At 71.7% G+C, this 26,214-nt stretch carries 21 protein-coding genes; 11 read left to right on the top strand and 10 right to left on the bottom strand.

The features are described from left to right. Window positions 1–71: 71 nt before the first annotated feature. The 7 genes from DEJ47_RS09245 to DEJ47_RS09215 are packed head-to-tail and all read right to left on the bottom strand — an operon-like array spanning window position 72 to window position 7,839. Window positions 72–905 carry an HpcH/HpaI aldolase/citrate lyase family protein gene (locus tag DEJ47_RS09245; RefSeq protein ID WP_150166725.1) on the bottom strand — a complete coding sequence of 278 codons (834 nt, stop codon included), beginning with the start codon at window positions 903–905 and terminating at the stop codon, window positions 72–74. Continuing rightward, window positions 902–2,107, bottom strand: a complete 1,206-nt coding sequence (locus tag DEJ47_RS09240) for a CaiB/BaiF CoA transferase family protein (protein ID WP_150166723.1) — start codon at window positions 2,105–2,107, stop codon at window positions 902–904. The genes DEJ47_RS09245 and DEJ47_RS09240 overlap by 4 nt, the downstream gene beginning before the upstream one ends. Beyond that, window positions 2,104–3,015, bottom strand: coding sequence for a ribokinase (gene rbsK / locus DEJ47_RS09235; protein WP_150166721.1), 912 nt, complete (start codon window positions 3,013–3,015; stop codon window positions 2,104–2,106). The genes DEJ47_RS09240 and rbsK overlap by 4 nt, the downstream gene beginning before the upstream one ends. Next, entirely contained in the window at window positions 3,012–4,355 is a 1,344-nt protein-coding gene (locus DEJ47_RS09230; RefSeq protein WP_150166719.1) for an ADP-ribosylglycohydrolase family protein, read from the bottom strand. Before DEJ47_RS09230 ends, rbsK begins: the two co-directional genes overlap by 4 nt. Then, on the bottom strand, window positions 4,352–5,530 hold the full coding sequence (locus tag DEJ47_RS09225) for an ADP-ribosylglycohydrolase family protein (RefSeq protein WP_223828288.1): 1,179 nt from the start codon (window positions 5,528–5,530) through the stop codon (window positions 4,352–4,354). Before DEJ47_RS09225 ends, DEJ47_RS09230 begins: the two co-directional genes overlap by 4 nt. Beyond that, window positions 5,514–6,836, bottom strand: coding sequence for an ADP-ribosylglycohydrolase family protein (locus tag DEJ47_RS09220; RefSeq protein WP_150166715.1), 1,323 nt, complete (start codon window positions 6,834–6,836; stop codon window positions 5,514–5,516). The genes DEJ47_RS09225 and DEJ47_RS09220 overlap by 17 nt, the downstream gene beginning before the upstream one ends. Further along, the gene (locus DEJ47_RS09215) at window positions 6,829–7,839 is read right to left on the bottom strand and encodes an ADP-ribosylglycohydrolase family protein (protein WP_150166713.1); all 1,011 of its coding nucleotides are present in this window, start codon (window positions 7,837–7,839) and stop codon (window positions 6,829–6,831) included. Before DEJ47_RS09215 ends, DEJ47_RS09220 begins: the two co-directional genes overlap by 8 nt. Window positions 7,840–8,116: 277 nt before the next feature. Between DEJ47_RS09215 and DEJ47_RS09210 the strand changes: the two genes are divergently transcribed. The 7 genes from DEJ47_RS09210 (at window position 8,117) to DEJ47_RS09180 (ending at window position 19,248) form a co-directional block, all read left to right on the top strand. Next, a complete protein-coding gene (locus tag DEJ47_RS09210) occupies window positions 8,117–8,848 on the top strand; it encodes a VIT1/CCC1 transporter family protein (RefSeq protein WP_150166711.1) in 732 nt (243 codons plus the stop codon). A gap of 307 nt (window positions 8,849–9,155) precedes the next feature. Continuing rightward, a complete protein-coding gene (gltB, locus tag DEJ47_RS09205) occupies window positions 9,156–13,742 on the top strand; it encodes a glutamate synthase large subunit (protein ID WP_150166709.1) in 4,587 nt (1,528 codons plus the stop codon). After that, a complete protein-coding gene (locus DEJ47_RS09200; RefSeq protein WP_150166708.1) occupies window positions 13,735–15,195 on the top strand; it encodes a glutamate synthase subunit beta in 1,461 nt (486 codons plus the stop codon). The genes gltB and DEJ47_RS09200 overlap by 8 nt, the downstream gene beginning before the upstream one ends. Before the next feature lie 324 nt (window positions 15,196–15,519). Continuing rightward, entirely contained in the window at window positions 15,520–16,785 is a 1,266-nt protein-coding gene (locus DEJ47_RS09195; protein ID WP_223828286.1) for a sugar ABC transporter substrate-binding protein, read from the top strand. Window positions 16,786–16,852: 67 nt separating this feature from the next. Further along, window positions 16,853–17,812, top strand: a complete 960-nt coding sequence (locus DEJ47_RS09190; RefSeq protein ID WP_398334502.1) for a carbohydrate ABC transporter permease — start codon at window positions 16,853–16,855, stop codon at window positions 17,810–17,812. Beyond that, window positions 17,809–18,642, top strand: coding sequence for a carbohydrate ABC transporter permease (locus DEJ47_RS09185; RefSeq protein WP_150166702.1), 834 nt, complete (start codon window positions 17,809–17,811; stop codon window positions 18,640–18,642). Before DEJ47_RS09190 ends, DEJ47_RS09185 begins: the two co-directional genes overlap by 4 nt. Before the next feature lie 249 nt (window positions 18,643–18,891). Further along, window positions 18,892–19,248 carry a hypothetical protein gene (locus DEJ47_RS09180; protein ID WP_150166700.1) on the top strand — a complete coding sequence of 119 codons (357 nt, stop codon included), beginning with the start codon at window positions 18,892–18,894 and terminating at the stop codon, window positions 19,246–19,248. 14 nt (window positions 19,249–19,262) lie between these two features. Here the strand turns inward: DEJ47_RS09180 and DEJ47_RS09175 are convergent, their stop codons facing one another. Continuing rightward, window positions 19,263–19,994, bottom strand: coding sequence for an SDR family NAD(P)-dependent oxidoreductase (locus tag DEJ47_RS09175; RefSeq protein ID WP_150166698.1), 732 nt, complete (start codon window positions 19,992–19,994; stop codon window positions 19,263–19,265). An 81-nt stretch (window positions 19,995–20,075) separates the two neighbouring features. Here DEJ47_RS09175 and DEJ47_RS09170 point away from each other — a divergent pair, with 81 nt between their 5' ends. After that, a complete protein-coding gene (locus DEJ47_RS09170) occupies window positions 20,076–20,813 on the top strand; it encodes a VWA domain-containing protein (RefSeq protein WP_150166696.1) in 738 nt (245 codons plus the stop codon). On the opposite strand, the gene DEJ47_RS09165 is transcribed toward DEJ47_RS09170, so the two are convergent. Then, window positions 20,810–21,736 carry a tyrosine-protein phosphatase gene (locus DEJ47_RS09165; protein ID WP_150166694.1) on the bottom strand — a complete coding sequence of 309 codons (927 nt, stop codon included), beginning with the start codon at window positions 21,734–21,736 and terminating at the stop codon, window positions 20,810–20,812. The two genes, DEJ47_RS09170 and DEJ47_RS09165, sit on opposite strands and share 4 nt — an antisense overlap. A 329-nt stretch (window positions 21,737–22,065) precedes the next feature. Between DEJ47_RS09165 and DEJ47_RS09160 the strand changes: the two genes are divergently transcribed. From DEJ47_RS09160 to DEJ47_RS09150, 3 genes are all read left to right on the top strand, one after another. Beyond that, complete coding sequence (locus DEJ47_RS09160; RefSeq protein WP_030362889.1) at window positions 22,066–22,269, top strand: cold-shock protein; 204 nt, start codon at window positions 22,066–22,068, stop codon at window positions 22,267–22,269. A 142-nt stretch (window positions 22,270–22,411) separates the two neighbouring features. Beyond that, complete coding sequence (locus tag DEJ47_RS09155; RefSeq protein ID WP_150166692.1) at window positions 22,412–24,067, top strand: DEAD/DEAH box helicase; 1,656 nt, start codon at window positions 22,412–22,414, stop codon at window positions 24,065–24,067. Window positions 24,068–24,151: 84 nt separating this feature from the next. After that, on the top strand, window positions 24,152–25,051 hold the full coding sequence (locus DEJ47_RS09150; protein WP_150166690.1) for a pentapeptide repeat-containing protein: 900 nt from the start codon (window positions 24,152–24,154) through the stop codon (window positions 25,049–25,051). A gap of 33 nt (window positions 25,052–25,084) precedes the next feature. On the opposite strand, the gene DEJ47_RS09145 is transcribed toward DEJ47_RS09150, so the two are convergent. Then, window positions 25,085–26,023: a hypothetical protein gene (locus tag DEJ47_RS09145; protein WP_150175520.1), complete on the bottom strand. Its 939-nt coding sequence runs from the start codon at window positions 26,021–26,023 to the stop codon at window positions 25,085–25,087. Window positions 26,024–26,214 lie beyond the last annotated feature (191 nt).

The raw sequence follows: 26,214 nt of genomic DNA, 5'->3' as shown, positions 1-26,214 counted from the left end.
AGGGCCGCCGGATCACCTGATCCGGCGGCCCTTCGCGTTCTTCGGCCACGGCACGGCACGGCCCGGCCCGGTCACTTCCTGCGCGCCAGCGCCAGGACCCGCCGCGCCCCCTCCACCACCGCCTTGTCCACGAAGCGGCCGTCCGGCAGGGCCAGAGCGCCCCCGTCCGTCGCGGCCGCCTCGGTGATCGCCTCCGCCCGCTCGATCTCCGCGGGGGTGGGGAGGTAGGCGCGCTCGATCACGGGGAGCTGGCGGGGGTGGATCGCCGCGCGCCCCAGGAAACCGAGGGTGCGGCCCCGCGCGCAGGACGCGGCGAGTCCGGCCAGGTCGCGGATGTCGGGGTGGACGGACTGCGCGGGCGGCGCGAGTCCCGCCGCCCGCGCGGCGACCACGACGCGGGAGCGGGCCCAGTCGAGACCCGAGTCGTCACGTACGCCCAGGTCCGCACGGAGGTCGGCCTCGCCGAGGGAGATGCCGCGCAGGGCGGGGTGCGCGGTGGCGATGGCGAAGGCGTGCTCCAGGCCGAGCGCGGACTCGACGAGGGCGTGCAGGGCGGGGGCGCCCCCGTCGGCGGGGACGGCGCGTTCGGCGACGCGGATGACCTCGGCGCGGGTGGTCACCTTGGGCAGCCGCAGCCCGGCCACGCCCGGAAGCGGGGCGACGGCCCGCAGATCGTCCTCGGCGAGGGGCCCGTCCAGGGCGTTCACGCGGACGTGGACGGGCAGTGGCTGCGGCGAGGAGAGCAGCTCGGCGGTCGCCGCCCGCGCGTACGCCTTCCGGTCGGGGGCGACGGCGTCCTCCAGATCGACGATGACGGCGTCGGCCCCCGCAAGGAGGGCCTTGGCGACGACGTCGGGGCGGTCGCCCGGGGCGTAGAGCCAGGTGAGGGGGGTGGGGGTGGTCACAGGGCGCCCTCCTTGCGGAGAGTCGTGATCTCGTCGGGGGTCAGGCCCAGTTCCGTGAGGACCGTTTCGGTGTCGGCGCCGTGGGGGCGGCCCGCCCAGTGGATCGCGCCCGGGGTCGCGGAGAGGCGGAAGAGGACGTTCTGCATGCGGAGGGGGCCGAGTTCGGGGTCGTCGACCGTGGTGAGGGTGGAGAGGGCCGCGTACTGGGGGTCGGTCATGACGTCGCGTACGTCCTGGACGGGGGCGACCGCCGCCTCCGCCTTCTCGAAGGCCTCGATGACCTCGGCGCGGGTGTGCCGGGCGATCCACGCGCCGACCGCCCCGTCCAGGACGTCCGCGTGGCGGGCCCGCTCCGCGCCCGTCGCGAACCACGGCTCGGCGATCAGTTCGGGGCGGCCGACCAGCCGCATGAGCCGTTCCGCGATCGACTGGGCCGACGTGGAGACGGCGACCCACTTGTCGTCCGCTGTGCGGTAGGTGTTGCGGGGCGCGTTGTTGGTGGAGCGGTTGCCCGTGCGGGGCTGCACGTGGCCGAGCTGGTCGTACCAGAGCGGCTGCGGGCCGAGGACCGTGAGGATCGGCTCGATGATCGCCATGTCGACCACCTGCCCCTCGCCCGTGCGGTCACGTGCCGCGAGGGCCGTCATCACCGCGTACGCCGTCGCCAGGCCCGCGATCGAGTCGGCGAGGCCGAACGGCGGCAGGGTCGGAGGCCCGTCCGGCTCGCCCGTGACCGCGGCGAAGCCGCTCATCGCCTCGGCGAGCGTGCCGAAGCCGGGACGGCGCGAGTACGGGCCGAACTGCCCGAACCCGGTGACGCGGGCGAGGACGAGACGCGGGTTGGCCGCGCTGAGTTCGTCCCAGCCCAGGTCCCACTTCTCCAGCGTGCCGGGACGGAAGTTCTCGATGATCACGTCGCTCGTGGCGGCCAGGCGCAGGAGAGTGGCACGGCCGCCGGGCTTCGACAGGTCGAGGGTCGTCGTGCGCTTGTTGCGGCCGAGGAGCTTCCACCACAGGCCGACACCGTTCTTGGCGGGGCCGTGGCCGCGGGACGGGTCGGGGCGCGTGGGGTGTTCGACCTTGATGACCTCCGCGCCGAAGTCGCCGAGCATCGTGGCGGCGAGGGGGCCCGCGAAGAGCGTGGCGAGGTCGAGGACGCGGAGGCCGGTGAGGGGGGCGGTGGCTGTCCGGGAGGGAGTCATGACGTGGTGCCCGCCTCTTCGTCGATCTCCTTGCGGTACGGCATGGAAGCCGACGCCCCCGGGCGCTGCACGGAGAGCGCCGCCGCCGACGACGCCCAACCGAGCGCGTCCGCGACGGGGTTGCCCTCGGCGAGCGCCACGGCGAGCGTGCCCGCGAAGGTGTCGCCCGCGCCGGTGGTGTCGACCGCCGCGACCTGCCGGGCGGGCACCGTCACGGGTTCGGTGCCGCGCGACGCGTACAGGCTGCCGCGCGAGCCGAGGGTGATGACGACCTCCGGCACCTGGGCGAGCAGGGCGCGGGCCGCGGCGTGCGGGTCGTCGGCGATGCCGGTGAGGGTGGCGGCCTCGTGCTCGTTGGGGAGCAACAGGTCGACGGAGGCGAGGAGTTCGGGCGGGAGGGGTTGTGCGGGGGCCGGCGTGAGGATCGTACGGACGTCGTGGCGCCGGGCGGCCTGCGCGGCGGCGAGCACCCCTTCGAGGGGGACCTCCAGCTGGAGCAGCAGCGCGTCCGCGGAGGCGATCAGCCCCTCGTCACCGGGGGTGAGGCAGGTGACGGTGCCGTTCGCGCCGGGGATGACGACGATCGCGTTGCCGCCGTCGTCGTCGACGACGATGTGCGCGGTGCCGGTGGGCGTCTCGACCGTACGCAAGGAGTCGGTCTCGATACCGGAGTGTTCCAGGGCGGCCCTGAGCCGTGTGCCGTACGCGTCGTTGCCGACGGCGCCGATCATCGAGACGGTGGCGCCCGCGCGGGCCGCCGCGACGGCCTGGTTGGCGCCCTTGCCGCCGGGGACGGTGCGGAACTCGCGGCCCGTCACGGTCTCGCCCCGCTGCGGGGCCTTGGCGACGTACGCGACGAGATCCATGTTGGCGCTGCCGAGGACGGCGATGTGGGGCGTGCGGGTCATGAGGGGGGTGCCTCCCGGGTGGAGAGTTCGGTGGTGAGGTCGGCCAGGGCGTCGAAGCCGATGCCGTTGAAGTCGCCCACAGAGGTGGCGAGCCGGTTCTTGAGGGGCGCCGTCCACCGGTCGGGGAGCGCGTCGGCGCGGCCGGCGAGCAGCCCGGCGACGGAGCCCGCGGTCGCGCCGTTGGAGTCGGTGTCCCAGCCGCCGGACACCGCGCGGGTGATGGAGCCGGTGAAGTCGCCGTCGGCGTGGGTGAGCGCGGCGGCGAGCAGGGCGGCGTTGGGGACGACGTGGACCCAGTGGTGGGTGCCGTGGCGTGCGTGGAGGGCGTCCACGACCTCATCGAAGTCCGGTGTGTCGTGGGCGAGTTCGACGGCGTGGCGGACCGCGCGGGCCAAGCGCGACGCGGGCGGTACGACGGAGAGGCCCGCGTCCAGACAGGCGTGGACGTCGGCGCGGCCGCCCGCCGCCGCCGCGATCGTCGCCGCGATGAACATGGCGCCGTACACGCCGTTCTCCGTGTGGCTCAGAACGGCGTCGCGGCGGGCCTGCACGGCCGCCGCCCCCGGCGCCCCCGGGTTGGTCCAGCCGTGCACGTCGGCGCGGATCAGCGCGCCGATCCACTCGCGGAACGGATTGCGGTGGATGGCGGTGTGCGGGGGTTCGATGCCCTGGAGCAGGTTGCGGTAGGCGACGCGTTCGGCGGTGAAGGTGCGGCCCGCGGGGAGTTCGTCCAGCCAGAGCCGCGCCACGTCGTCCGTGGTGAAGCCCTTGCCGTGGCGTTGGAGCAGGACGAGGTTCAGGAGCGGGAAGTTGAGGTCGTCGTCCTCGGGCGTCCCGTCGATGTTCTCGGCGAGGGAGGTCCCGGCGGAGCGGCGGTTCCAGGGGTAGGCCGCCCTGAGCTTCGGCGGGACGCCGCGCTCGGTGAACCACGTGGTGAGCGGCCAGTTGCCGGTGGCCTTGGCGAGGCTTCGGATGCCGTCGAGGGGGAGCTTCTCCACGGGTTTGCCGAGGACGCAGCCCGCGGCCCTGCCGAGCCAGGCGGCGTGCAGGCGGTCGCGCAGTCCGGCCGTCTCGGTCGCCCTCACCACGGGGCCCGTCTCGGGAATGCGGGGTCCGCCGTGCCACGGGGGAGGCCGCAGCTCGTCCAGGAGCCGTTCGGCGAGGAGGCGGAGGCGGGCCGGGGCCGGGGCCGGGGAGGCGCCCGCGGTGGCCGGGGCCGTCTCGCCGCCCGCCGTCAGCCAGCGGCACCGCACCGCCGCCACGTCCCGCCCCTCCAGCTCGGCCTGACGCAGCTCGTGGCCGACGAGGTCCTCCGGCTGGACCCAGGTCAGGCGGATCACCGTTCGGCCCCGGCGGGAGCGGCGGCCGTCAGGGCCGCGAACGCCGCCTCGTGGGCGCGGCGCCGCCCGGCGTCACGGGCGAAGACCTCCCGCGCCACCTCCGTCAGGGCCGCCGCCGGTGCGCGCAGGTCGAGGCGGCTGGCCTCGGCGACTCGACGCGCCCAGTCGCCGGGCACCGCCGCCTCGCCGTGCAGCGCGCCCACGAGCGCGCCGCTCATCGTCGCGATGGAGTCGCAGTCGCGGCCGTAGTTGACGGACCCGAGCACGGTGCGGCGGTAGTCGGACCCGCCGACCAGGAGCATGCCGAGGGCGACGGGGAGCTCTTCGACGGAGTGCAGCCGGGAGGGGCGGCGGGCGCCGAGGGACGGGGCGCGGTAGTCGGGGCCGACGGTGTCGAAGGGGGCGACCGCGGCACGGACGGGGGCCAGCGCCGTCTCGAAGTCCCGGTGGCGCGCGGCGACTTCGGTCACCGCCTCGATCGCGGCGCGTGTGCCGTCCTTGGCCAGGGCGAGGCACGCGTCGACCACCGACTCGGCGGTGGCGCCCGGTGTGCAGGCCGCCGCGACCGCCGCCGCGAAGACGCCGGCCGCCTCCCTGCCGTACGACGACTGGTGGGCGCCCGCGATGTCGAGGGCCTCGGTGTACGCGCCCCGCGGGTCGGCGGCGTTGACGAGGCCGACCGGCGCCATGTACATCGCCGCACCGCAGTTGACGATGTTCCCGGTACCGGCCTCGCGCGGGTCGACGTGGCCGTAGTGCAGGCGGGCCACGAGCCACTTCTCGGCGAGGAAGATCCGGTGCAGGGGGAGCGCGTCGGCCTCCAGCTCCGGGATCCAGCGCGGGGTCGTCATCAGGTCGGGGACCAGGTGGTCGGCCACGGCGTAGGCGTCGAGGTGGTCGCGGACGGTGGCGTACACGCGGACCAGTGCGTGGGTCATCAGGGTGTCGTCGGTGACGTGCCCGTCGCCCTTGTGGTACGGCGCGATGGGCCGGGCGGTGCGCCAGTCGTCGCCGTTCCAGGGGCCGACGATGCCGGTCACGCGGCCGCCGTGGCGCTCGGCGATCTGCTCGGGCGCGTACCCCTCGACGGGGCCGCCGAGCGCGTCGCCCACGGCGGCGCCGACGAGGCAGCCGGTGACGCGGTCGGCCAGGGAGGGTTCAGGGTGTGCCGTCATCCCCTTTGCGTGCATTGTTGTGGTTGTGGTCGTCGTAGACATCATGTCGGGATTGTCCACCTGAGGTGGTCTGTTCCGTGGCTGTCAGGCGTCCGGCGAGTTCCACCAGGTCGGTGCCGGCGAGCCGGGGGAGCGCGCAGCCCGACAGGGTGCGGCAGGCGTCGCGCCAGGCGGCGGGGATCGCGGCCGCCGTGCCCAGAACGCCGGTCAGCGCCCCGGCGAGCGCGGGCGCTGAGTCCGCGACACGCGACAGGCACGCGGCGGCGGGCACCGCCTCGGCGATGCGGCCGCGCGCGGCGGTGGCCAGGGCGAGGGCGACCGGCACGGTCTCGGCGGCGGCGATACCGTAGCTGTAGACGTGGTCGACGATCTGGTGCTCCAGGAACGGTACGAGGGCGAAGGCGCCGTCCTCCTCCGGCTGGGCGCGGGCCGTCTTCACGGCGTGCCGGGCGTTCCTGCCGATCTCCGTGTGCTCCGGGAGCTGGTCGAGGGCGCGGTCCACGGCGGTGTCGACGTCGGCGTCCCCGAGCGCGGCGGCGACGGCGGCGGCCATGGCGCGGGCGCCGTGCACGCCGTCGCCGTCCTGGGTGTAGCGGGCGTCGAACTCCGCGAGAGCGGCGGCGTGTTCGGGGTCGCCGGGGTGGACGAGGGCGAGCACGCAGGCCCGTACGCAGGCCGCGTCGTCGAAGTAGTGCGGGTTGTCGTGGCCGGTGGCGGGCGGGCGCAGACCCGTGGCGAGGTTGCCGAGACCGGCGCGTACGGAGATGCGGGCGCGCAGGGGGAGCACGGCGGACTCGACCTCGGGGGCGCGCTCGGCGGCGGCGGCGATCTCGGCGGCGAGGGTGGTCCAGGCGAGGTCGAGTGCGGCCCGTACTTTCAGGTGGTCGTTGCCCGGTCCGGCGCGGAGTACGGACTCCGCGGTGAACGCCGCCCATTCCGCGTCGTCGGAGGGGCCGAGGCGGAGGGGTTCCGGGGGCTGGTTCAGGGCGATGGGGACGGGAAGGGTGGTCGTGGCGTTCTGCTCGGCGAAGGTGTCGAGTTCGCGGGTGAGGCGGCGTGTCCACTCGGGCATGCGGGATGCTCTGTGGCGGGCCGCGGGCCACCCTGCGGCGTCGCCTGCGGCCAGGCCGAGCAGGAGCCCTTCGGCGCCGGAGGCGTTGCATTGCCGGGCGCCTCCGTATGCCGCACCCGGCACCGTGGGCTGTGCCCACCCTCCCCCAGGCTCTCGGCTTCGTTCGAGCAGGGGGGACCCCCCTCGCCCCGCGGCACGCCTGCCCACAGCAGGGACAGCCTCCCGGTCATTCATCGTGCGTCCCGTCCGGGGTCAGGAGGTCCGCCACGTCCAAGACGTGGTGGCCCCGCATCGACGGCAGGCAGCTGCCCCGGGCCGGGCCGATCGCCGTCGACCAGGGGAGGGGGATCGCCGCCGCGCCGCACGTCGCGCCGGAGAGCGCGCCCGCCACCGCCGCCGTCGTGTCGGCGTCCCGGCCCATGTTCACCGCGCAGAGCACCGCGTCGCCGAAGTCCCCGCGCGCCACCGCGTACGCCCCGAACGCGAGCCCGACCGCCTCGGGGGCGAGGTCCGTCCAGGGGTAGCCGCCGATGACCACCGCGGAGCGCACCGCGCGTTCGCCGCGGTCGGCGGCCGCCACCGCGCGGCGCAACGAGCGGGACGTCCACGAGTCCTCGGGGACGACCGAGAGGGCCGCCGCCACCACCGCCTCCACCGGGGCGCCCGCCATGGCCGCCGCGACCCCCGCCGCCACCGCGCGGCCGCCGTAGATCCCCTCGCCGTCATGGCTGACCGAGCCGTCGATCGCGACGAGGCGGGCCGCTTCGTGCGGGTCGCCCGCGGCGAAGACGCCGAAGGGCGCGGCCCGCATCGCGAGGCCGTCGCTCCACGCGTGCCGGTGCTGGGCGGAGATCGGCGCGGCGAGCCCTCTGCGCAGGTTCTCGAGGGTGCCGCGTTCGCTGAAGCCCGCGCCGCGGAACGGGCCCTCGTCCAGGTCCGCGATCCACTGGTGCCAGGCCTTCTCGACGTGCGCGACCGTGAGCGCGGAACCGTGCCGGGCGAGCAGGAGACCGGAGAAGATCGCGTACTCCGTGTCGTCCGTGCCCGCCGGGTGTTCGGCGACGTAGCCCGTGATGCGGCCCCAGCGGCGGCGGATCTCGGACGGCTTCATGTTCTCGGCGGGCGCGCCGAGCGCGTCGCCGACCGCGAGGCCGAGGAGCGCGCCGCGCGCCCGCTCGCGGAGGTCGTCGGCGTCACCGGGCGCCGGGGCCGAGGGAACGCATGCGGTGGACGCCATGCCGTGCCTCCCTTGGGTGCGGGCCGCCGGTGGATGCGCGGACCGCTGGATGGGGTGCTTGGTGCATCCCTGCCACGTCGGGCGCTCAGAAGAGCATGCCTGAGCTCAGATCACCCCTTCGCGCTTCCTGGAGGTGCGGATCGCCGCGCACGGGTGGACCCTTCTCCACCCTCTCCCGCGGCGCGTTTTCGCAGGTAAGTACGGCCTTCCTTGCTGGCGGGAGATTTTTTTCGCGCGTACTTTCGAGGTCGTCCAACACGTACGAGGGGGCCCCACCATGGCGATCATCGAGACCGAAGCGGCACTGCACGAGGCGCACCGCGACAACCACACCCACCGCGATGTGAACGGTGGCTGGCTCCGTCCCGCGGTCTTCGGGGCGATGGACGGGCTCGTCTCCAACCTCGCGCTGATGACCGGTGTCGCGGGCGGCGCGGTGTCGCGGGAGACCATCGTCATCACCGGCCTCGCGGGGCTCGCCGCGGGCGCCTTCTCGATGGCGGCGGGCGAGTACACCTCCGTGGCCTCGCAGCGCGAGCTCGTCCAGGCCGAGCTGGACGTGGAGCGCCGCGAGCTGCGCAAGCACCCGCAGGACGAGGAGCGGGAGCTCGCCGAGCTGTACGTGTCACGCGGTGTCGAGCCCGGCCTGGCCCGCGAGGTCGCCCGCCAGTTGTCCAGGGACCCCGAGCAGGCCCTGGAGATCCACGCCCGCGAGGAGCTCGGCATCGACCCGGGCGACCTGCCCTCGCCGACCGTCGCCGCGGTGTCGTCCTTCGGCTCGTTCGCGCTGGGTGCCCTGCTCCCCGTACTGCCGTATCTGCTGGGTGCCACCGTGCTGTGGCCCGCCCTGCTGTTGGCGCTCATCGGGCTCTTCGCCTGCGGTGCGGTGGTGGCCAAGGTGACCGCGAGGTCCTGGTGGTTCAGCGGTCTGCGGCAGCTCGCGCTCGGTGGCGCGGCCGCCGGTGTGACGTACGCCCTGGGCAGTCTGTTCGGTACCGCCGTAGGATGAGCCCTTGCAGGCCTATGCGGGACCTTGCATAAGTAGTCGTTACTCGGCGGTTTCGATGCCGTGATCACTGGGCATGAGCCGTAAGCGCTGCGGGCAATGAGGCCTGTGCCGCGACGGGCCTTCGGTCATGGATCTGCCCGCTGAGGTCCCCTCCGTACCGCTCCCACCTTCACGAGCGGTGTCCACATGGTGGAACCAGCTATCCGCTTTTCGAGAAGCGTTCCATCATGTAATCTGCACGAAATTTTGCCAGGGCCAACGTCGTCCCTTGCCACATGTAGTTGCCCCGACGACGACGGGAGTGCCGATGCGTACCCACGCCTGGTCGCCCATGGACGGTCGCCCCGCCCCCCAGGGCATGTACGACCCCCGCAACGAACACGACGCCTGCGGTGTCGGATTCGTGGCCACTCTTACCGGTGTGGCCAGCCATGAACTGGTCGAACAGGCGCTGACCGTACTGCGCAACCTCGAGCACCGCGGCGCCACCGGCTCCGAGCCGGACTCGGGTGACGGCGCGGGCATCCTGCTCCAGGTTCCCGACGCCTTCCTGCGCGAGGTGGCCGGATTCGAGCTGCCCGCGGCCGGCGCCTACGCCGTCGGCATCGCGTTCCTGCCGGTCGACACCGCAGGCACCACGGACGGCGCCGTCTCACAGATCGAGACGATCGCCTCCCAAGAGGGCCTGACCGTCCTCGGCTGGCGCGACGTCCCCGTCGCCCCCGAACTCCTCGGCGCCACCGCCCGCTCGACGATGCCCGTCTTCCGGCAGATCTTCGTCGCCGACGGCGACACCGAAGGCCTGGAGCTGGACCGCAAGGCGTTCGTGCTGCGCAAGCGCGCCGAGCGCGAGGCGGGGACGTACTTCCCCTCCCTCTCGGCCCGCACCATCGTCTACAAGGGCATGCTGACCACCGGCCAGCTCGAACCCTTCTTCCCCGACCTGTCCGACCGCCGCTTCGCCACGGCCGTCGCGCTCGTCCACTCCCGCTTCTCGACGAACACGTTCCCGAGCTGGCCGCTCGCGCACCCGTACCGCTTCGTCGCGCACAACGGTGAGATCAACACCGTCAAGGGCAACCGCAACTGGATGCGCGCCCGCGAGTCCCAGCTCGCCTCCGAGCTCTTCGGCGCCGACGGTCAGGCGGACAAGCTGGAGCGGATCTTCCCGATCTGCACGCCCGACGCCTCCGACTCCGCGTCCTTCGACGAGGTGCTCGAACTCCTCCACCTCGGCGGGCGCTCGCTGCCCCACTCCGTGCTGATGATGATCCCGGAGGCCTGGGAGAACCACGCCTCCATGGACCCGGCACGCCGCGCCTTCTACCAGTACCACTCCACGATGATGGAGCCCTGGGACGGCCCGGCCTGCGTCACCTTCACCGACGGCACGCAGGTGGGTGCCGTTCTCGACCGCAACGGTCTGCGCCCCGGCCGCTACTGGGTCACCGACGACGGCCTCGTCGTCCTCGGCTCCGAGGTCGGCGTCCTCGACATCGACCCCGCCAAGGTCGTCCGCAAGGGCCGCCTGCAGCCGGGCCGCATGTTCCTCGTCGACACCGCGGAGCACCGCATCGTCGAGGACGACGAGATCAAGGCAGGACTCGCCGCCGAGAAGCCGTACCAGGAGTGGCTGGAAGCCGGCGAGATCGAGCTGTCCGACCTGCCCGAGCGCGAGCACATCGTGCACACGCACGCCTCCGTCACACGCCGCCAGCAGACCTTCGGCTACACCGAGGAAGAGCTCCGCATCATCCTCGCGCCGATGGCCAAGACCGGCGGCGAGCCGCTCGGCTCCATGGGCACGGACACCCCCATCGCGGCCCTCTCCGCCCGCCCGCGGCTGATCTTCGACTACTTCACGCAGCTGTTCGCGCAGGTCACCAACCCGCCGCTGGACGCCATCCGTGAAGAGCTCGTCACCTCGCTGCACAGCTCGCTCGGCCCGCAGGGCAACCTCCTCGAACCGACCGCCGCGTCCTGTCGCAGCGTCACCCTGCCCTTCCCGGTGATCGACAACGACGAGCTCGCCAAGCTCATCCACATCAACGCCGACGGCGACATGCCCGGCATGAAGGCCGCGACGCTCTCCGGCCTCTACCGCGTCGGCGGCGGCGGCGACGCCCTCGCCGCCCGCATCGACGAGATCTGCGCCGAGGCCGACGCCGCCATCGAGGCCGGCGCCCGCCTGATCGTGCTCTCCGACCGGCACTCCGACGCCGAGCACGCGCCGATCCCCTCGCTCCTGCTCACCTCGGCCGTCCACCACCACCTCATCCGCACCAAGCAGCGCACCCAGGTGGGCCTGCTCGTCGAGGCCGGCGACGTCCGCGAGGTCCACCACGTGGCCCTCCTCATCGGCTACGGCGCCGCGGCCGTCAACCCCTACCTCGCGATGGAGTCCGTCGAGGACCTCGTCCGCGCAGGAACGTTCCTGGACGCAGCCGAGGGCGGCGCCGAGCAGGCCATCCGCAACCTCATCCACGCCCTCGGCAAGGGCGTCCTGAAGGTCATGTCCAAGATGGGCATCTCCACCGTCGCCTCCTACCGCGGCGCCCAGGTCTTCGAGGCCGTCGGCCTCGAAGCGGCCTTCGTGGAGCGGTACTTCAGCGGTACGACGACGAAGATCGGCGGCGCCGGACTCGACGTCATCGCCCAGGAGGTCGCCGCCCGGCACGCCAAGGCCTACCCGGCCTCCGGCGTCCCCTCCGCGCACCGCGCCCTGGAGATCGGCGGCGAGTACCAGTGGCGTCGCGAGGGCGAGCCGCACCTGTTCGACCCCGAGACGGTCTTCCGTCTCCAGCACTCCACGCGCGGCCGCCGCTACGACATCTTCAAGCAGTACACGGGCCGCGTGAACGAGCAGTCCGAGCGCCTCATGACGCTCCGCGGACTCTTCGGCTTCAAGTCGAACCGGCCGTCGATCTCCATCGACGAGGTCGAGCCCGTCTCCGAGATCGTCAAGCGGTTCTCGACCGGCGCCATGTCGTACGGCTCCATCTCCAAGGAGGCGCACGAAACCCTCGCCATCGCCATGAACCAGCTGGGCGGCAAGTCCAACACCGGTGAGGGCGGCGAGGACCCGGAGCGCCTGTACGACCCGGCGCGCCGCTCGTCCATCAAGCAGGTCGCCTCCGGCCGCTTCGGTGTCACCAGCGAGTACCTCGTCAACGCCGACGACATCCAGATCAAGATGGCGCAGGGCGCCAAGCCCGGCGAGGGCGGCCAGCTGCCCGGCCACAAGGTGTACCCGTGGGTCGCCAAGACGCGTCACTCGACGCCCGGCGTCGGCCTCATCTCGCCGCCGCCGCACCACGACATCTACTCCATCGAGGACCTCGCCCAGCTGATCCACGACCTGAAGAACGCGAACCCGCAGGCGCGGATCCACGTGAAGCTGGTCTCCGAGGTCGGCGTCGGCACGGTCGCCGCGGGCGTCTCCAAGGCCCACGCGGACGTCGTCCTCATCTCCGGCCACGACGGCGGCACCGGTGCCTCCCCGCTGACCTCCCTGAAGCACGCCGGCGGCCCCTGGGAACTCGGCCTCGCCGAGACCCAGCAGACGCTGCTCCTCAACGGCCTGCGCGACCGCATCGTCGTGCAGACCGACGGCCAGCTGAAGACCGGCCGCGACGTCGTCATCGCCGCGCTGCTCGGCGCCGAGGAGTTCGGTTTCGCGACCGCGCCGCTCGTCGTCTCCGGCTGCGTCATGATGCGCGTCTGCCACCTGGACACCTGCCCGGTCGGCATCGCCACGCAGAACCCGGCGCTGCGCGAGCGGTTCTCCGGCAAGGCCGAGTACATCGTCAACTTCTTCGAGTTCATCGCCGAAGAGGTCCGCGAGCTCCTCGCCGAGCTCGGCTTCCGCTCCATCGAGGAGGCCGTCGGCCACGCCGAGCTCCTGGACACCGAGAAGGCCGTCAGCCACTGGAAGGCGCAGGGCCTCGACCTGGAGCCGCTGTTCCACGTGCCGGCGCTGCCCGCGGGCGCCGTCCGGCACCAGGTCACGGTCCAGGACCACGGCCTGGAGAAGGCGCTCGACAACGAGCTGATCAAGCTCGCCGCCGACGCCCTCGCCGCGTCCAGCGCGACGGACGCCCACCCGGTCCGCGCGCAGGTCGCCATCCGCAACATCAACCGCACGGTCGGCACCATGCTCGGCCACGAGGTGACGAAGAAGTTCGGCGGCGCGGGTCTGCCCGACGACACCATCGACATCACCTTCACCGGATCGGCGGGCCAGTCCTTCGGCGCGTTCGTGCCGCGCGGCGTGACGCTGCGCCTGGAGGGCGACGCCAACGACTACGTCGGCAAGGGCCTGTCCGGCGGCCGGATCATCGTCCGCCCGGACCGGGGCGCCGACCACCTCGCCGAGTACTCGACGATCGCGGGCAACACCATCGCGTACGGCGCGACCGGCGGCGAGCTGTTCCTGCGCGGCCGCACCGGTGAGCGGTTCTGCGTCCGCAACTCGGGTGCGACCGTGGTCTCGGAGGGCGTGGGCGACCACGGCTGCGAGTACATGACCGGCGGGCACGCGGTGATCCTCGGCGAGACGGGCCGCAACTTCGCGGCCGGCATGTCGGGCGGCATCGCGTACGTGATCGACCTCGACCGCGACAACGTCAACGCGGGGAACCTGTCGGCCGTCGAGCCGCTGGACGAGACCGACAAGCAGTGGCTGCACGACGTCGTGCGCCGCCACCACGAGGAGACGGGCTCCACGGTCGCCGAGAAGCTCCTGGCGGAGTGGGACACGGCAGTGGACCGCTTCAGCAGGATCATCCCCAGCACGTACAAGGCAGTGCTCGCCGCCAAGGACGCCGCGGAGCGAGCCGGTCTCTCCGAGACCGAGATCACCGAGAAGATGATGGAGGCGGCGACCAATGGCTGATCCCAAGGGCTTTCTCAACCACGGCCGCGAGGTCGCGCAGACCCGCCCGGTCGGCGAGCGCGTCAAGGACTGGAACGAGGTCTACGTTCCCGGCTCGCTCCTCCCGATCATCTCCAAGCAGGCCTCGCGCTGCATGGACTGCGGCATCCCGTTCTGCCACAACGGCTGCCCGCTGGGGAACCTGATCCCGGAGTGGAACGACTACGCGTACCGCGAGGACTGGTCGGCGGCGTCCGAGCGCCTGCACGCCACGAACAACTTCCCGGAGTTCACGGGCCGGCTGTGCCCGGCGCCCTGTGAGGCGGCGTGCGTGCTCGGCATCAACCAGCCGGCCGTCACCATCAAGAACGTCGAAGTCTCCATCATCGACAAGGCGTGGGACGCCAACGACGTGAAGCCGCAGGCGCCCGAGCGGCTCTCCGGCAAGACCGTCGCGGTCATCGGTTCGGGCCCGGCGGGTCTCGCCGCAGCCCAGCAGCTGACGCGGGCCGGCCACACCGTCGCCGTCTACGAGCGCGCCGACCGCATCGGCGGCCTGCTCCGCTACGGCATCCCCGAGTTCAAGATGGAGAAGCGGCACATCAACCGCCGCATCGAGCAGATGCGCGCGGAGGGCACCAAGTTCCGCACCGGTGTGGAGATCGGCCGCGACATCGACGCGGCGAAGCTCCGCAGGCGCTACGACGCGGTCGTCATCGCCGCGGGTTCCACCACCGCCCGCGACCTGCCCGTCCCCGGCCGTGAGCTCAAGGGCATCTACCAGGCGATGGAGTACCTGCCCCTGGCCAACAAGGTCCAGGAGGGCGACTACGTCACCACGCCCGTCTCCGCCGAGGGCAAGCACGTCGTCGTCATCGGCGGCGGCGACACGGGCGCGGACTGCGTGGGCACCGCCCACCGCCAGGGCGCGGCCTCCGTGACGCAGCTGGAGATCATGCCGAAGCCGGGCGAGGAGCGTGCCCCGCACCAGCCGTGGCCGACCTTCCCCATGCTGTACAAGGTCACCTCCGCGCACGAGGAGGGCGGCGAGCGGGTCTACGCCGTCAACACCACCCACTTCGAGGGCGACGAGGACGGCAACGTCCAGTTCCTGCACCTCGTCGAGGTGGAGTTCATCGAGGGCAAGTTGACCCCGAAGCCCGGCACCGAGCGGAAGATCCCCGCGCAGCTCGTCACCCTCGCGATGGGTTTCACCGGCACCGACCGCGAGAACGGCCTCGTGGACCAGTTCGCCCTGGAGCTCGACGAGCGCGGCAACATCGCACGCGACGGCGAGTTCCAGACGAACGTCCCCGGCGTCTTCGTCGCCGGTGACGCGGGCCGCGGCCAGTCGCTCATCGTGTGGGCGATCGCCGAGGGCCGCTCGGCGGCGCGCGGTGTGGACCGCTTCCTCACCGGCGCGAGCGACCTGCCGGCCCCGATCCGTCCCACGGACCGCGCCCTGACGGTCTGACGGCACTGCCCGTACGGTTGATCCCGTACGACCCCTGATACGTCCCGTACAACGGCGTACGGAACTGAGCGACGCCCGCCTCGTCCCCGACCGGACCTGAGGCGGGCGTCGTGGCGTTTGCGCCCGTTTGTGCGACCAGAGCGTTGCATGGGGCGCAATGCTATGAGCGTATGTTGCGTCACCCGCAACCCTCATTACGGTTCGGCCGCTTATACCAATGGGTCTAGACCGCCCCCGTCTGGTGTGACCACAATCGCTCCCACCAATCGGAACCTGGAGGGGGCCGGCATGAATCGACGTGTCATCGCCGCTGGTTGTATCGCCATGAGTCTCGGACTGACCGCCACGGCGTGCGGTGGGGATGACGGCGACTCGGGCGACAAGGCCACCGACGGCAAGGGCAAGACCCTCACCGTGTGGATCATGGAGGGGACCAACCCCGACGCGCGCCCCTTCTTCGAGGAGGCCGAGAAGGCCTTCACCAAGAAGACCGGCGCCAAGATCAAGGTCGAGTACCAGCAGTGGGCCAGCGCCCAGAAGAAGTTCACGACCGCCATCGAGGGCGGCGAGGACCAGGTGCCCGACGTCGCGGAGGTCGGCACCACCTGGGTGCCGCAGTTCGCCGAGACCGACGCCCTCGTCGACGTCACGGACGAAGTGAAGAAGTCGGGCCTCAACGACGACCTCGTCGAGGGCCTCAAGGACGCGGGCACCCTCGACGGCAAGCAGTACGGCATGCCCTGGTACGCGGGCGTCCGCTCCATCGTCTACCGCAAGGACATCTTCGAGAAGCACGACCTGAAGCCCCCGACCACGTGGAAGGAGCTCCAGGAGACCGCCAAGACGCTCAAGGAGAAGGAGCCCAAGCTCGTCTCCTTCCCCGTCGCGGGCGGCGCCGAGATGTTCGCCGCCCCCTTCATCTGGGGTGCGGGCGGCGAACTCGCCACCGAGTCCGGCGGCAAGTGGAAGTCCGGCGTCAACTCGCCCGACGCCATCAAGGGCATCGAGTTCTACACCGGCCTCGCCACCAAGGACAAGGTCTCCCCGGCCAAGGTCAACACCTGGACCGAGAAGGAGGTCGGCGACGCCTGGAACAAGGGCGAGATCGCCATGGCCATCGGCGGCAACTGGACCCCGAAGGCCATCGTCGACAACAACCCCGACCTCAAGGGCAAGCTCGGCGCGGTGCCGATCCCGGGCCAAAACGGCGGCATGAGCAAGTCCTTCCTCGGCGGCTCCTACCTGTCCACGTTCAACACGGACAAGAAGGACCTCGCCTGGGAGTTCGTCAAGATGCTCACCACCGGCGAGTTCGCCGCCAAGTGGGCCGAGGAGACCAACTACTTCCCCGGCCAGAACTCCGAACTGAAGAAGATCGAGGCGAAGAAGGACCCGCTCGTCGAGCCCTTCGCCAAGCAGATGCTGGAAGCCGGCGCGACCGTCCCCAAGACCAAGTCGTACGGCGAGATCCAGGCCTCCAAGGTCATCCCCGGCATGGTCCAGTCGATCCTCACCGGCAAGGCGTCCGTGAAGGAAGCGGCGGACAAGGCGGCCAAGGACATGGACGCGATCTTCGCCAAGGACGAGTAGAAAAGGGCGAGTTCGGCACTGTGAAGGACTTACCGTGAAAGACACGCTCGTCAGCGGGGAGCCGAAGATCCCGGCTCCCCGCGGCCCCCGGCCCCCCGACGGCGCCGCCGAAGCGGCCCGCCGCCGCAAGAAGCTCATCACACTCACCCGCCCCTGGCTGCTCCTCGCGCCCTCCCTCGTGGTCCTCGCGGGCCTGCTCCTGTGGCCGCTGATCCAGGTCGGCAAGCTCTCCCTGGAGGACTACGAGGTCAAGTTCGGCGGCGGCACCAGCACGTTCACCGGCTTCGACCACTACAGCGACCTGCTCTCCAGCAGTCTGCTGTGGAAGACGGTCCTGCCCAACACCGTCTTCTTCGCCTTCGCCTGCGTCGGCCTCACCGTCGCACTCGGCACCCTCGTCGCGCTGCTGCTCAACCGCCTCGGCACCACCTGGCGGATGATCTGCTCCGTCGCGATCCTCGCCGCCTGGGCCATGCCCGCGGTGACGGGCACATACGTGTGGATCTGGCTCTTCCAGCCGCAGGACGGCATGGTCAGCCAGATCGCGGGCTCCGTCGGCCTCATCGACCCGGAGACCACCAACTGGTTCACCGAACGCGGCCCGTTCTACGCCATCGCCACGCTCAACGTCGTCCACCACGGCTTCCCGTTCGTCGCCATCACCGTCCTCGCGGGACTCCTGACGATCCCCAAGGAGCTGTACGAAGCCGGGGAACTGGACGGCGCCAACGCCTGGCAGCGGTTCTGGAACATCACCGTGCCGACCATCAAGCCCGTCTTCCTCGTGGTGACCATCCTCTCCACCATCTGGGACTTCAAGGTGTTCACCCAGGTGTACCTGCAACCCGGCGGCGACGGCTCCAACGAAGAGGTCTACAACCTGGGCGTCTTCTCGTACATCCAGGCCTTCGCCAAGAACGACTACGGCACCGGTGCCGCGGCCGCGGTCCTGCTGACCGTGCTGCTCCTGATCATCACCGTCGTCTACATCCGCACGCTGTTCCGCCAGGGGGAGGAGGACCTGTGACAACCCGCCGCACCACGCTCGCCTCACGCATCGGCCTGCCCGCCGCGGTCGTCGGGCTCCTCCTCTTCACGCTCTTCCCCGTCTACTGGATGGTCTCCACCGCACTCGACCCCAAGGCGTCGCTGCGCGGCTCGGACGTCCTGCCCAGCGGCATCGGCTTCGAGCACTTCGAGTTCGTCTTCGACAAGGGAAACTTCGGCACGTACCTGCTGAACTCGGCGATCGTCGGCCTCACCACGATCGTCGCGGCCGCGCTGCTGTCGCTCTTCGCCGCCATCGCGGTGGCACGGTTCAAGTTCCGCTTCCGCACCTCCGTGCTGATCATGATCCTGATCGTGCAGATGGTGCCGCTGGAGGCCCTCGTCATCCCGCTCTTCATCCAGATGCGGGACTACGACATGCTCAACTCCCTCCTCGGCCTGAGCATCGTCTACATCGCCCTCTCGCTCCCCTTCGCCATCTGGACGCTGCGCGGCTTCGTCGCCACCGTCCCCAAGGAGGTCGAGGAGGCCGCGTACATCGACGGGGCGTCCTGGCCGCGGATGTTCTGGTCCGTGCTCCTCCCGCTGGTCGCCCCGGGGCTCGTCGCCACATCCATCTTCGCCTTCATCACGGCGTGGAACGAGTTCGTGTTCGCGTACACGTTCATGAAGGGCAGCGACAAGTACACGGCGGCCGTGGGCATCTACCAGTTCTTCGGCGAGAACTCCACGGCCTGGGGGCCGGTCATGGCCAGCTCCACGCTCGTCACCGTGCCCGTGATGATCTTCTTCGTGATCGTCCACCGGAAGCTCGGGTCGGGTCTGGCGGCGGGAGCGGTCAAGGGCTGACCGTTCGCAGAGGCGCCGGGCGGCCGCAGCGCGCCGCCCGGCGCCTCTTCACGTGTCGCCGTCGCGGCCTCGCGCGCGGTAGTCCATCCGGCGGGCGAAGGATCGATCCGGCTGCCTCGCACGGGTGACACCGCGCATGCGCGGCCCGGCGGGCGGGGAGGGCGGTGCCGGGCCCGTCCACCTCCCCGGGGGTCCAGTCACCCCTGGTGCCGGGCGTTCCGGTCCGGCGCCCGCACCGAAACGGAATCCATGCGCCTCCGCCACACCCTCGCCGCCGCCCTCGGCGCGTTCACCCTCGTCGTCACCCTGCCGACCTCCGCGAACGCCGCCACCGGCGCCTTCTCCTACAAGTTCACCGGCCTCGACGGACACGCGCGGTCGGTCACCCTCCACGACCCGACGAGCCCCGGCTGCGTCCCCCTGCCCGAGGTCGCCGCCCCGGACTTCTCCGAGCCCGCGTTCGCCCCGCACAACGACACCGACGAGTGGGCCATGGTGTTCACCGAGCCGGACTGCACCGGCGACTCCTGGACGCTCCGCCCGCACGGCAACCCCGCCTCCGACCGCCTCAAGCTGCGCTCGGTGTTCCTCACCGGCCGGCATTAGGGCACACAGCGGCCTCACCCCGTCGTCGAGCCGCCGTCCACGGTGAACTCCGCCCCGGTGACGTACGACGACGCGTCCGACGCCAGGAACAGCACCAGCTCCCCGACCTCCTCCGGGCGGCCCATCCTGCCCAGCGGCAGGTGCGACCAGTCCCGCCCGGCGGAGGCAGCGGAGATCATCGGGGTGTCGACCGCCCCCGGATGCACCGAGTTGACCCGCACCCGGTACTTCGCCAGGTCCAGCGCCGCGGAGCGGGTCAGCCCCCGCAGCCCGAACTTCGTCGACCCGTACGCCGCGTGCCCCGGGACGCCGACCAGCCCCGCCGTCGACGACACGTTCACGACCGACCCGCCGCCCGCCTCCTTCAGTGCGGGCAGCACCGCCTGGATGCCCAGGAACGGCCCCAGGAGGTTGACCCGGAGCAGCGCCTCGAAGTTTCCGTACGTCTCGTCCTCCACGGACGCCGTCCGCCACAGCGCCGCGTTGTTCACCAGCACGTCGAGCCGCCCGAACGCGCCGAGCGCCTCCGCCACGGCCGAGGCCCAGCTCTCCGCGTCGGCGACGTCATGACGTACGAACAGCCCCCGCCCGCCCAGGGATCCGGCGACTTCGCGGCCCTCGTCCTTCCGTACGTCCGTCACCACGACCCGTGCCCCGGCCGCCGCGAAGAGCCGCGCCTCCGCGGCGCCCTGCCCGCGGCCCGCCCCGGTGATGAGCACGACTTTCCCGTCCAGGCCGTGGCGCATGCCATCCTCCGTACGTCCGTACGTGCCGAATCGGCATGTGTCTAGCAGTCATATGTGCAAGGTGGAAGGGCGGGGCGGGACATGGAATCGGGATCCGCGATCAGTCTGCGCAAGGTGGAGGACTCGGCGCCGGCTCTGGTCAGCCTGTACAAGAGCGCCGGGGTCTCCCTGCGCAGACACGGCCTGGACGGGGCGCGGGCCGCCGTCTACCTCGTCGTCGACTACTCCGGTTCCATGAAGCCGTACTACAAGGACGGCAGCGTCCAGGCCCTCGCCGACCGCGTCCTCGGCCTCTCCGCGCACCTGGACGACGACGGGGTCGTCCCCACCGTCTTCTTCTCCACCGACGTCGACGCGGTGACGGACATCGCGCTGGACAACCACCGCGGCCGGGTCGACGAGATCGTCGCCGGGCTCGGACACATGGGCAAGACCAGTTACCACCTGGCGATGGACGCCGTGATCGACCACTACCTGGACAGCTGCGACAGCGGTTCCACCGCGCCCGCCCTCGTCGTCTTCCAGACCGACGGCGGCCCCGTCAACAAGCTCGCCGCCGAGCGCTATCTCTGCAAGGCGGCGAAACTCCCTCTGTTCTGGCAGTTCATCGGGTTCGGCGACCCGAAGAGCAAGCAGTTCGACTACCTGCGCAAGCTCGACGAACTCGCCGTCCCCGCCAAGCGCCCGGTCGACAACGCGGGCTTCTTCCACGCGGGCGAGGACCCGCTCGCCGTGCCGGACGACGAGCTGTACGACCGGCTCGTGGGTGAGTTCCCCGCGTGGCTCGCGGCGGCGCGGGCGGCCGGGATCGCGGGCTAGCCGACCATGCGGTCGCGCAGCCGCAGGACCGTACGGGCGTCCAGGCCGAGCCCCTCGGTCAGGTAGCCGGAGAAGCCGCCGTACCGCTGCGTGGCCTCGGCGAGGGCCGTGTCCAGGTAGTCGGCGCGGACCTCCTGGAGGGGGATGATCAGGTCCGGGTTCTGCATGAACCCGCCCTGCTTCAGCCCCTCGCGGACCTTGGCGTCGTACGCGGCACGGTAGGTGTTGGAGGCCAGGTAGTCGCCGGCCGCGGTCCGCTCGGGGACCCCCACGAGACGCAGCAACAGGTACGTCGTCCAGCCGGTGCGGTCCTTGCCGGAGGTGCAGTGGTAGAGCAGCGGCGAGCGGCTCGAGGCGATGTCCCGCAGGGTCGCCGCGAACTGTGCGCGGTTGGCCGCGTCGGTGACGAAGGTGCGGTAGACGTCGCGCATGAACGCGGCCGCCTTTCCGCTGCCGAGCATCTCCTCCTGCTTGACCGGGTCCCGGGAGCCGATGGCGGTGAGGAGCCGGGTGAACAGGCCGTTGTCGGTGACCGGCCGCGCGGTGGGGGAGAGGCCGGCGGGCAGCCGGTCCACCCCGTCGTACTGCACCTCGGCGGGCACCCGGAAGTCGATGACCTTCGTCAGGCCGAGTCCCGCGAGCGTGCCGAGGTCGGTGTCGGTGAGCTTGCTGAGGCCGTCGGCGCGGTAGACGCGCCCTTCGCGGACGCGCTCCCCGTCGTACGTGCGGTGGCCACCGACGTCCCGGACGTTGACCGCGCCCTGGAGGGGGACCAGGCGGCCGGCGGTCACGGACGCGGTGGCCGTGTGGCGGGGTGCCGCGGGCACGGCCGCTTCCGAGGGGGCCGCCCAGGCGGGCAGCGTGCCCAGGGCGAGCGCGGAGATCGCCAGTCCGGTTGCGGTACGGGTACGGGAGATACGCATCGGTCCGCCTTCCCATCGGCCTACCTAGCGATTGTTTGGGCCGAAGGTAGCGACGTGATCTTGAGGGGGGAAGGGCCATGCGCGGGGGCCGTGACGGGCCAGGCGGGCCGCGGCGGGTCGCGCGAGGAGCCGCCGTGCGAGCCGGACCGTGAGCATGTTAGGGTTATGTGTTGCAGTTTTGGTACCCATGAACTTTATGTGCGCCTGACGGGAATGCTCCGAGGGCGCATTATTGTTTTTCCGGTTCTCTCCGGTATGGGGGTCATTGCAGCGCTGGAGTCACGCAATTCGGTGTGTCTCCATTCACTGCCCCTGTTGAGGAGATTGACATGGCAACCGGCACCGTTAAGTGGTTCAACTCGGAAAAGGGCTTCGGCTTCATCGAGCAGGACGGCGGCGGCCCCGACGTCTTCGCCCACTACTCGAACATCGCGTCCTCGGGCTTCCGTGAGCTCCTCGAGGGCCAGAAGGTCTCCTTCGAGGTGACCCAGGGCCAGAAGGGCCTGCAGGCCGAGAACATCGTTCCTGCCTGATCGTCGCAGCGCGCGAACCTCACAGCCGAGGCCCGCACCGGAAGGTGCGGGCCTCGGCTTGCGCTGTCATCGGGCCCAACCGGGCCCAGAGCCGCACCGGCTCACAGGTCCGGAAGTCCAGCGACCAGGAAGGCACTACTGCATGAACCGCTCCGAACGCCCGGCACGCCCCGCCCGCAAGCGCCCCGCCACCTCCGGCGGCAACGCAGGCGGCAGCGCAGGCGGCAGGGGACGGCCCTCCGGCCAGGCGAAGGGCGCCGCGCACTCCGCGAGGAAGTCCGGCAGCCGCAGGCCGAAGCCGGTCCAGGGCGGCGAGTTCGCCCTGCCCGAGAGCGTCACGCCCGCCCTGCCCGCCGTCGAGGCCTTCGGCGACCTCGACATGCCCGAGGCCCTCCTGAAGACGCTGGCCGCCCAGGGAGTCACCGACCCCTTCCCGATCCAGGCCGCCACGCTCCCCAACTCCCTCGCCGGGCGCGACATCCTCGGCCGTGGACGGACCGGCTCCGGCAAGACCCTCGCCTTCGGCCTGGCCCTCCTGGCCCGCACCGCGGGACACCGCGCCGAGCCGAAGTCGCCGCTCGCCATGGTCCTGGTCCCCACGCGCGAGCTGGCCCAGCAGGTGACGGACGCGCTCACCCCGTACGCGACGGCGGTCAACCTCCGCCTCGCCACCGTCGTCGGCGGCCTCTCCATCACCCGCCAGGCGAGCACACTGCGTCGCGGCGCCGAGGTCATCGTCGCCACTCCCGGCCGCCTGAAGGACCTCATCGAGCGTGGCGACTGCGACCTGTCCCGGGTCCGTGTCACCGTCCTCGACGAGGCCGACCAGATGGCCGACATGGGCTTCATGCCGCAGGTCACGGCGCTGCTCAAGCAGGTCGAGCAGGGCGGCCAGACGATGCTGTTCTCGGCGACGCTCGACAAGAACATCGACCGGCTCGTACGCATGTTCCTCACGGACCCCGTCGTGCACTCCGTCGACCCGTCCGCGGGCGCCGTGACGACGATGGAGCACCACGTGCTCTACGTCGCCGACGAGACGGACAAGAAGGCCGTCGCCATGCGCATCGCCGCCCGAGAGGGCCGCGTGATCATGTTCCTGGACACCAAGCGCGCCGTGGACCGCTTCACCAAGCGGCTCCTCGCCAACGGTGTGCGCGCCTCCGGACTGCACGGCGGACGCTCCCAGCCGCAGCGCAACCGGACCCTCGACCAGTTCAAGAGCGGCCAGGTCACAGCGTTGATCGCGACGAACGTCGCGGCCCGCGGCATCCACGTCGACGACCTCGACCTCGTCGTGAACATCGACCCGCCCACCGACCACAAGGACTACCTCCACCGCGGCGGCCGCACCGCGCGCGCGGGCGAGTCCGGCAGCGTCGTCACCCTCGTCCTCCCCGACGAGAAGCGCGACATGACGCGCCTCATGACCGACGCCGAGATCCGGCCGAACACGGCGCGCGTCACCTCCTCCGACGAGGAGCTGGTGCGCATCACCGGGGCGCGCGAGCCCTCCGGCGTGCCGGTCGTCATCGAGGTGCCGCAGCCGCAGCAGCAGCCCGCCGCGCGCGGCGGCGCGCAGCGACGCCGGCGTCCCCGTGGCGCCGGAGGCACCGCCGCGGGCCAGGGTCAGGGGCAGCGCAGGGTTCCCCGCCAGGGTCAGGGCCAGGGTGGTCAGGGTCAGGGCGGCCAGGCCAGGAGCGGTTCCGCCGGGACCGGTGGCAGCGGTGGCGGCAACCGTGCCCGCCGCGGTCGAGCCGGTGGCGGAGCCCAGGGAGGCCGCCGCTCCGCGGCGTGACCCCGTAACCCCCGCCGTACCAGTACGAGAGGCGCCCGCAGCTTCCTGCCGAAGGCTGCGGGCGCGTAGGAAGGAACCCGCCCGATGACACCGGAGCGCGAACCCGTCGCCCTGCCACTGCTCGACGACGACCGCGCGGCCCTGCGCGCCGACTGCGGCAACTGCTCCGGGCTGTGCTGCGTGGCGCTCACCTTCTCCAAGTCCTCGGACTTCCCCGTGAACAAGGACGCGGGGAAGCCCTGCGGCAACCTGGCGGAGGACTTCCGGTGCGGCATCCACCGCGACCTGCGGGACAAGGGGTACCGGGGCTGCACCGTGTTCGACTGCTTCGGCGCGGGGCAGCGGGTCTCCCAGGGCACCTTCGAGGGGCGCGACTGGCGTCGGGATCCGGCCACCGCGCGGCAGATGTTCGAGGTCTTCCCGCTCATGCGGCAGATCCACGAACTGCTCTGGTACCTGACCGAGGCGCTCACCCACCCCCAGACCCGGCCGATCGCCGCCGACCTGGAGCGCGTACTCGCCGAGACGGAGCGCCTCGCGCAGGGCAGCCCCGACGCGGTCGCCGGGACGGACGTCGCCGCCCACCGTCAGGTCGTCAACCTGCTCCTGCTGCGCACCAGCGAACTCGTCCGCGCCGAGCACCGGGGCCAGGGCGGCGCTAAGGGCGGCAAGGGCGGCAAGGGTGGTCGCGGCGGCAAGAAGCGGGACCGCAGGGGCGCCGATCTCATCGGCGCGCGGCTCAAGGGCGCCGACCTCAAGGGCGTCGACCTGCGCGGCGCGTACCTCATCGGCGCCGACCTGCGCGACGCCGACCTGCGGGCGGCCGACCTCATCGGCGTGGACTTCCGCGACGCGGACCTGCGCGGCGCCGACCTGACCGGCGCGCTGTTCCTCACCCAGTCGCAGGTGAACGCGGCCAAGGGTGACGAGCGCACGAAACTTCCCGACGCCCTCCGCCGCCCGGGACACTGGTCGCAGGACTGACCGGGCCGCCGCGCGGCCACTCGTCGCGCGCCGCTAGGTGTCGCACTCCAGCACGGTCCGGCACAGCGTGCACCGCACCCGCATCCGCCCCCGCACGGGAACCCGGATCCGCTGGTGGCAGGTGGGGCAGGGGAACGTCACGCGGAGCGCGCCGAGCCCGTCGCCGGAGAAGCTGTACGCCCCGTTCGTCCCGGCAGCCCCGCCCCCGCCGTTCGCCCCCGCAGTCCCGCCCCGCACCGCCGCCCCGTGCTCACGCGCGTACCGCCGGTCCTTCGCGTACCGCCGCCGCCCCGCCCACCCCGCGGCCGTCAGCGGCGGCTGCTGCTCGTCGCGGCGGGCCTGGGCGAGGCCCTTCGTGTACGCCGTGTAGGCCTGCGCGCTGGTGAACCACGTCTCCGGCGCCTCGCCGAACGCCAACGCCCGCTTGGCCAGGACGTATCCGAACTCCTCGGGGGTGAGATAGCCGAGCTTCTGCGAAGAGGCGCCGTCCTCGCGGTAGGCGTCGAGCAGCAGCCAGCCCGCGCCCAGGTAGGTGGTGGCGGTGTCGGTCAGGATCTCGTTGTCGCGCGTGCCGGGGAACGACAGGTCGAGCCGGTGCAGATACACGTGCATGACCTCGTGGGCGAGGGCCGCGCCGATGTCCCTGCGATGTGTGCGGAAGCGGTCGTTCAGCTCGATGAAGTACTCGGGCCCCGCGGCGAGTTCGACGGACGCCGCGTGCCGCATCTCGCGGAAGCCGACGATCATCCGGGCGTCGGGCAGGTGCAGGTGCCGCACCATCTCGCGGGCCACCCGCTGCGCGCCGAGGTGCAGGTCGTCCTGGTCGCCGAAGGCCACGTCGGCGGGGGCCACGCTGGTGTCGAAGGAGTGCACGGTGTCGTACGACAGGCGTTTGTAGAGCGCCGTGACGGCGGCGCGCACGGTCTCCAGATGGGGGTAGCCGTGCACGACTGGACCGCCGCCGACCGTCACGCCCGCACCCCCTGAGGACTCCACCGGGACACTGCGACTCGCCCACCACTCTACGGGCGTCGTGCCCTGTTGTACGGGCCTCGTACGCGCCGCGGGCCGCCCCGCCCGCCAGGTCTGGCCGGAAACGGCCCCTTGTCCTGAGCGGACACCGATCTCCATAATCCGCAACAACGCTTTGGCGGGCACATGTC

Source organism: Streptomyces venezuelae (assembly GCF_008642355.1).
GTDB classification, from domain to species: Bacteria; Actinomycetota; Actinomycetes; order Streptomycetales; family Streptomycetaceae; genus Streptomyces; species Streptomyces venezuelae_B.
This window is presented reverse-complemented; position numbering and strand designations above follow the sequence as displayed.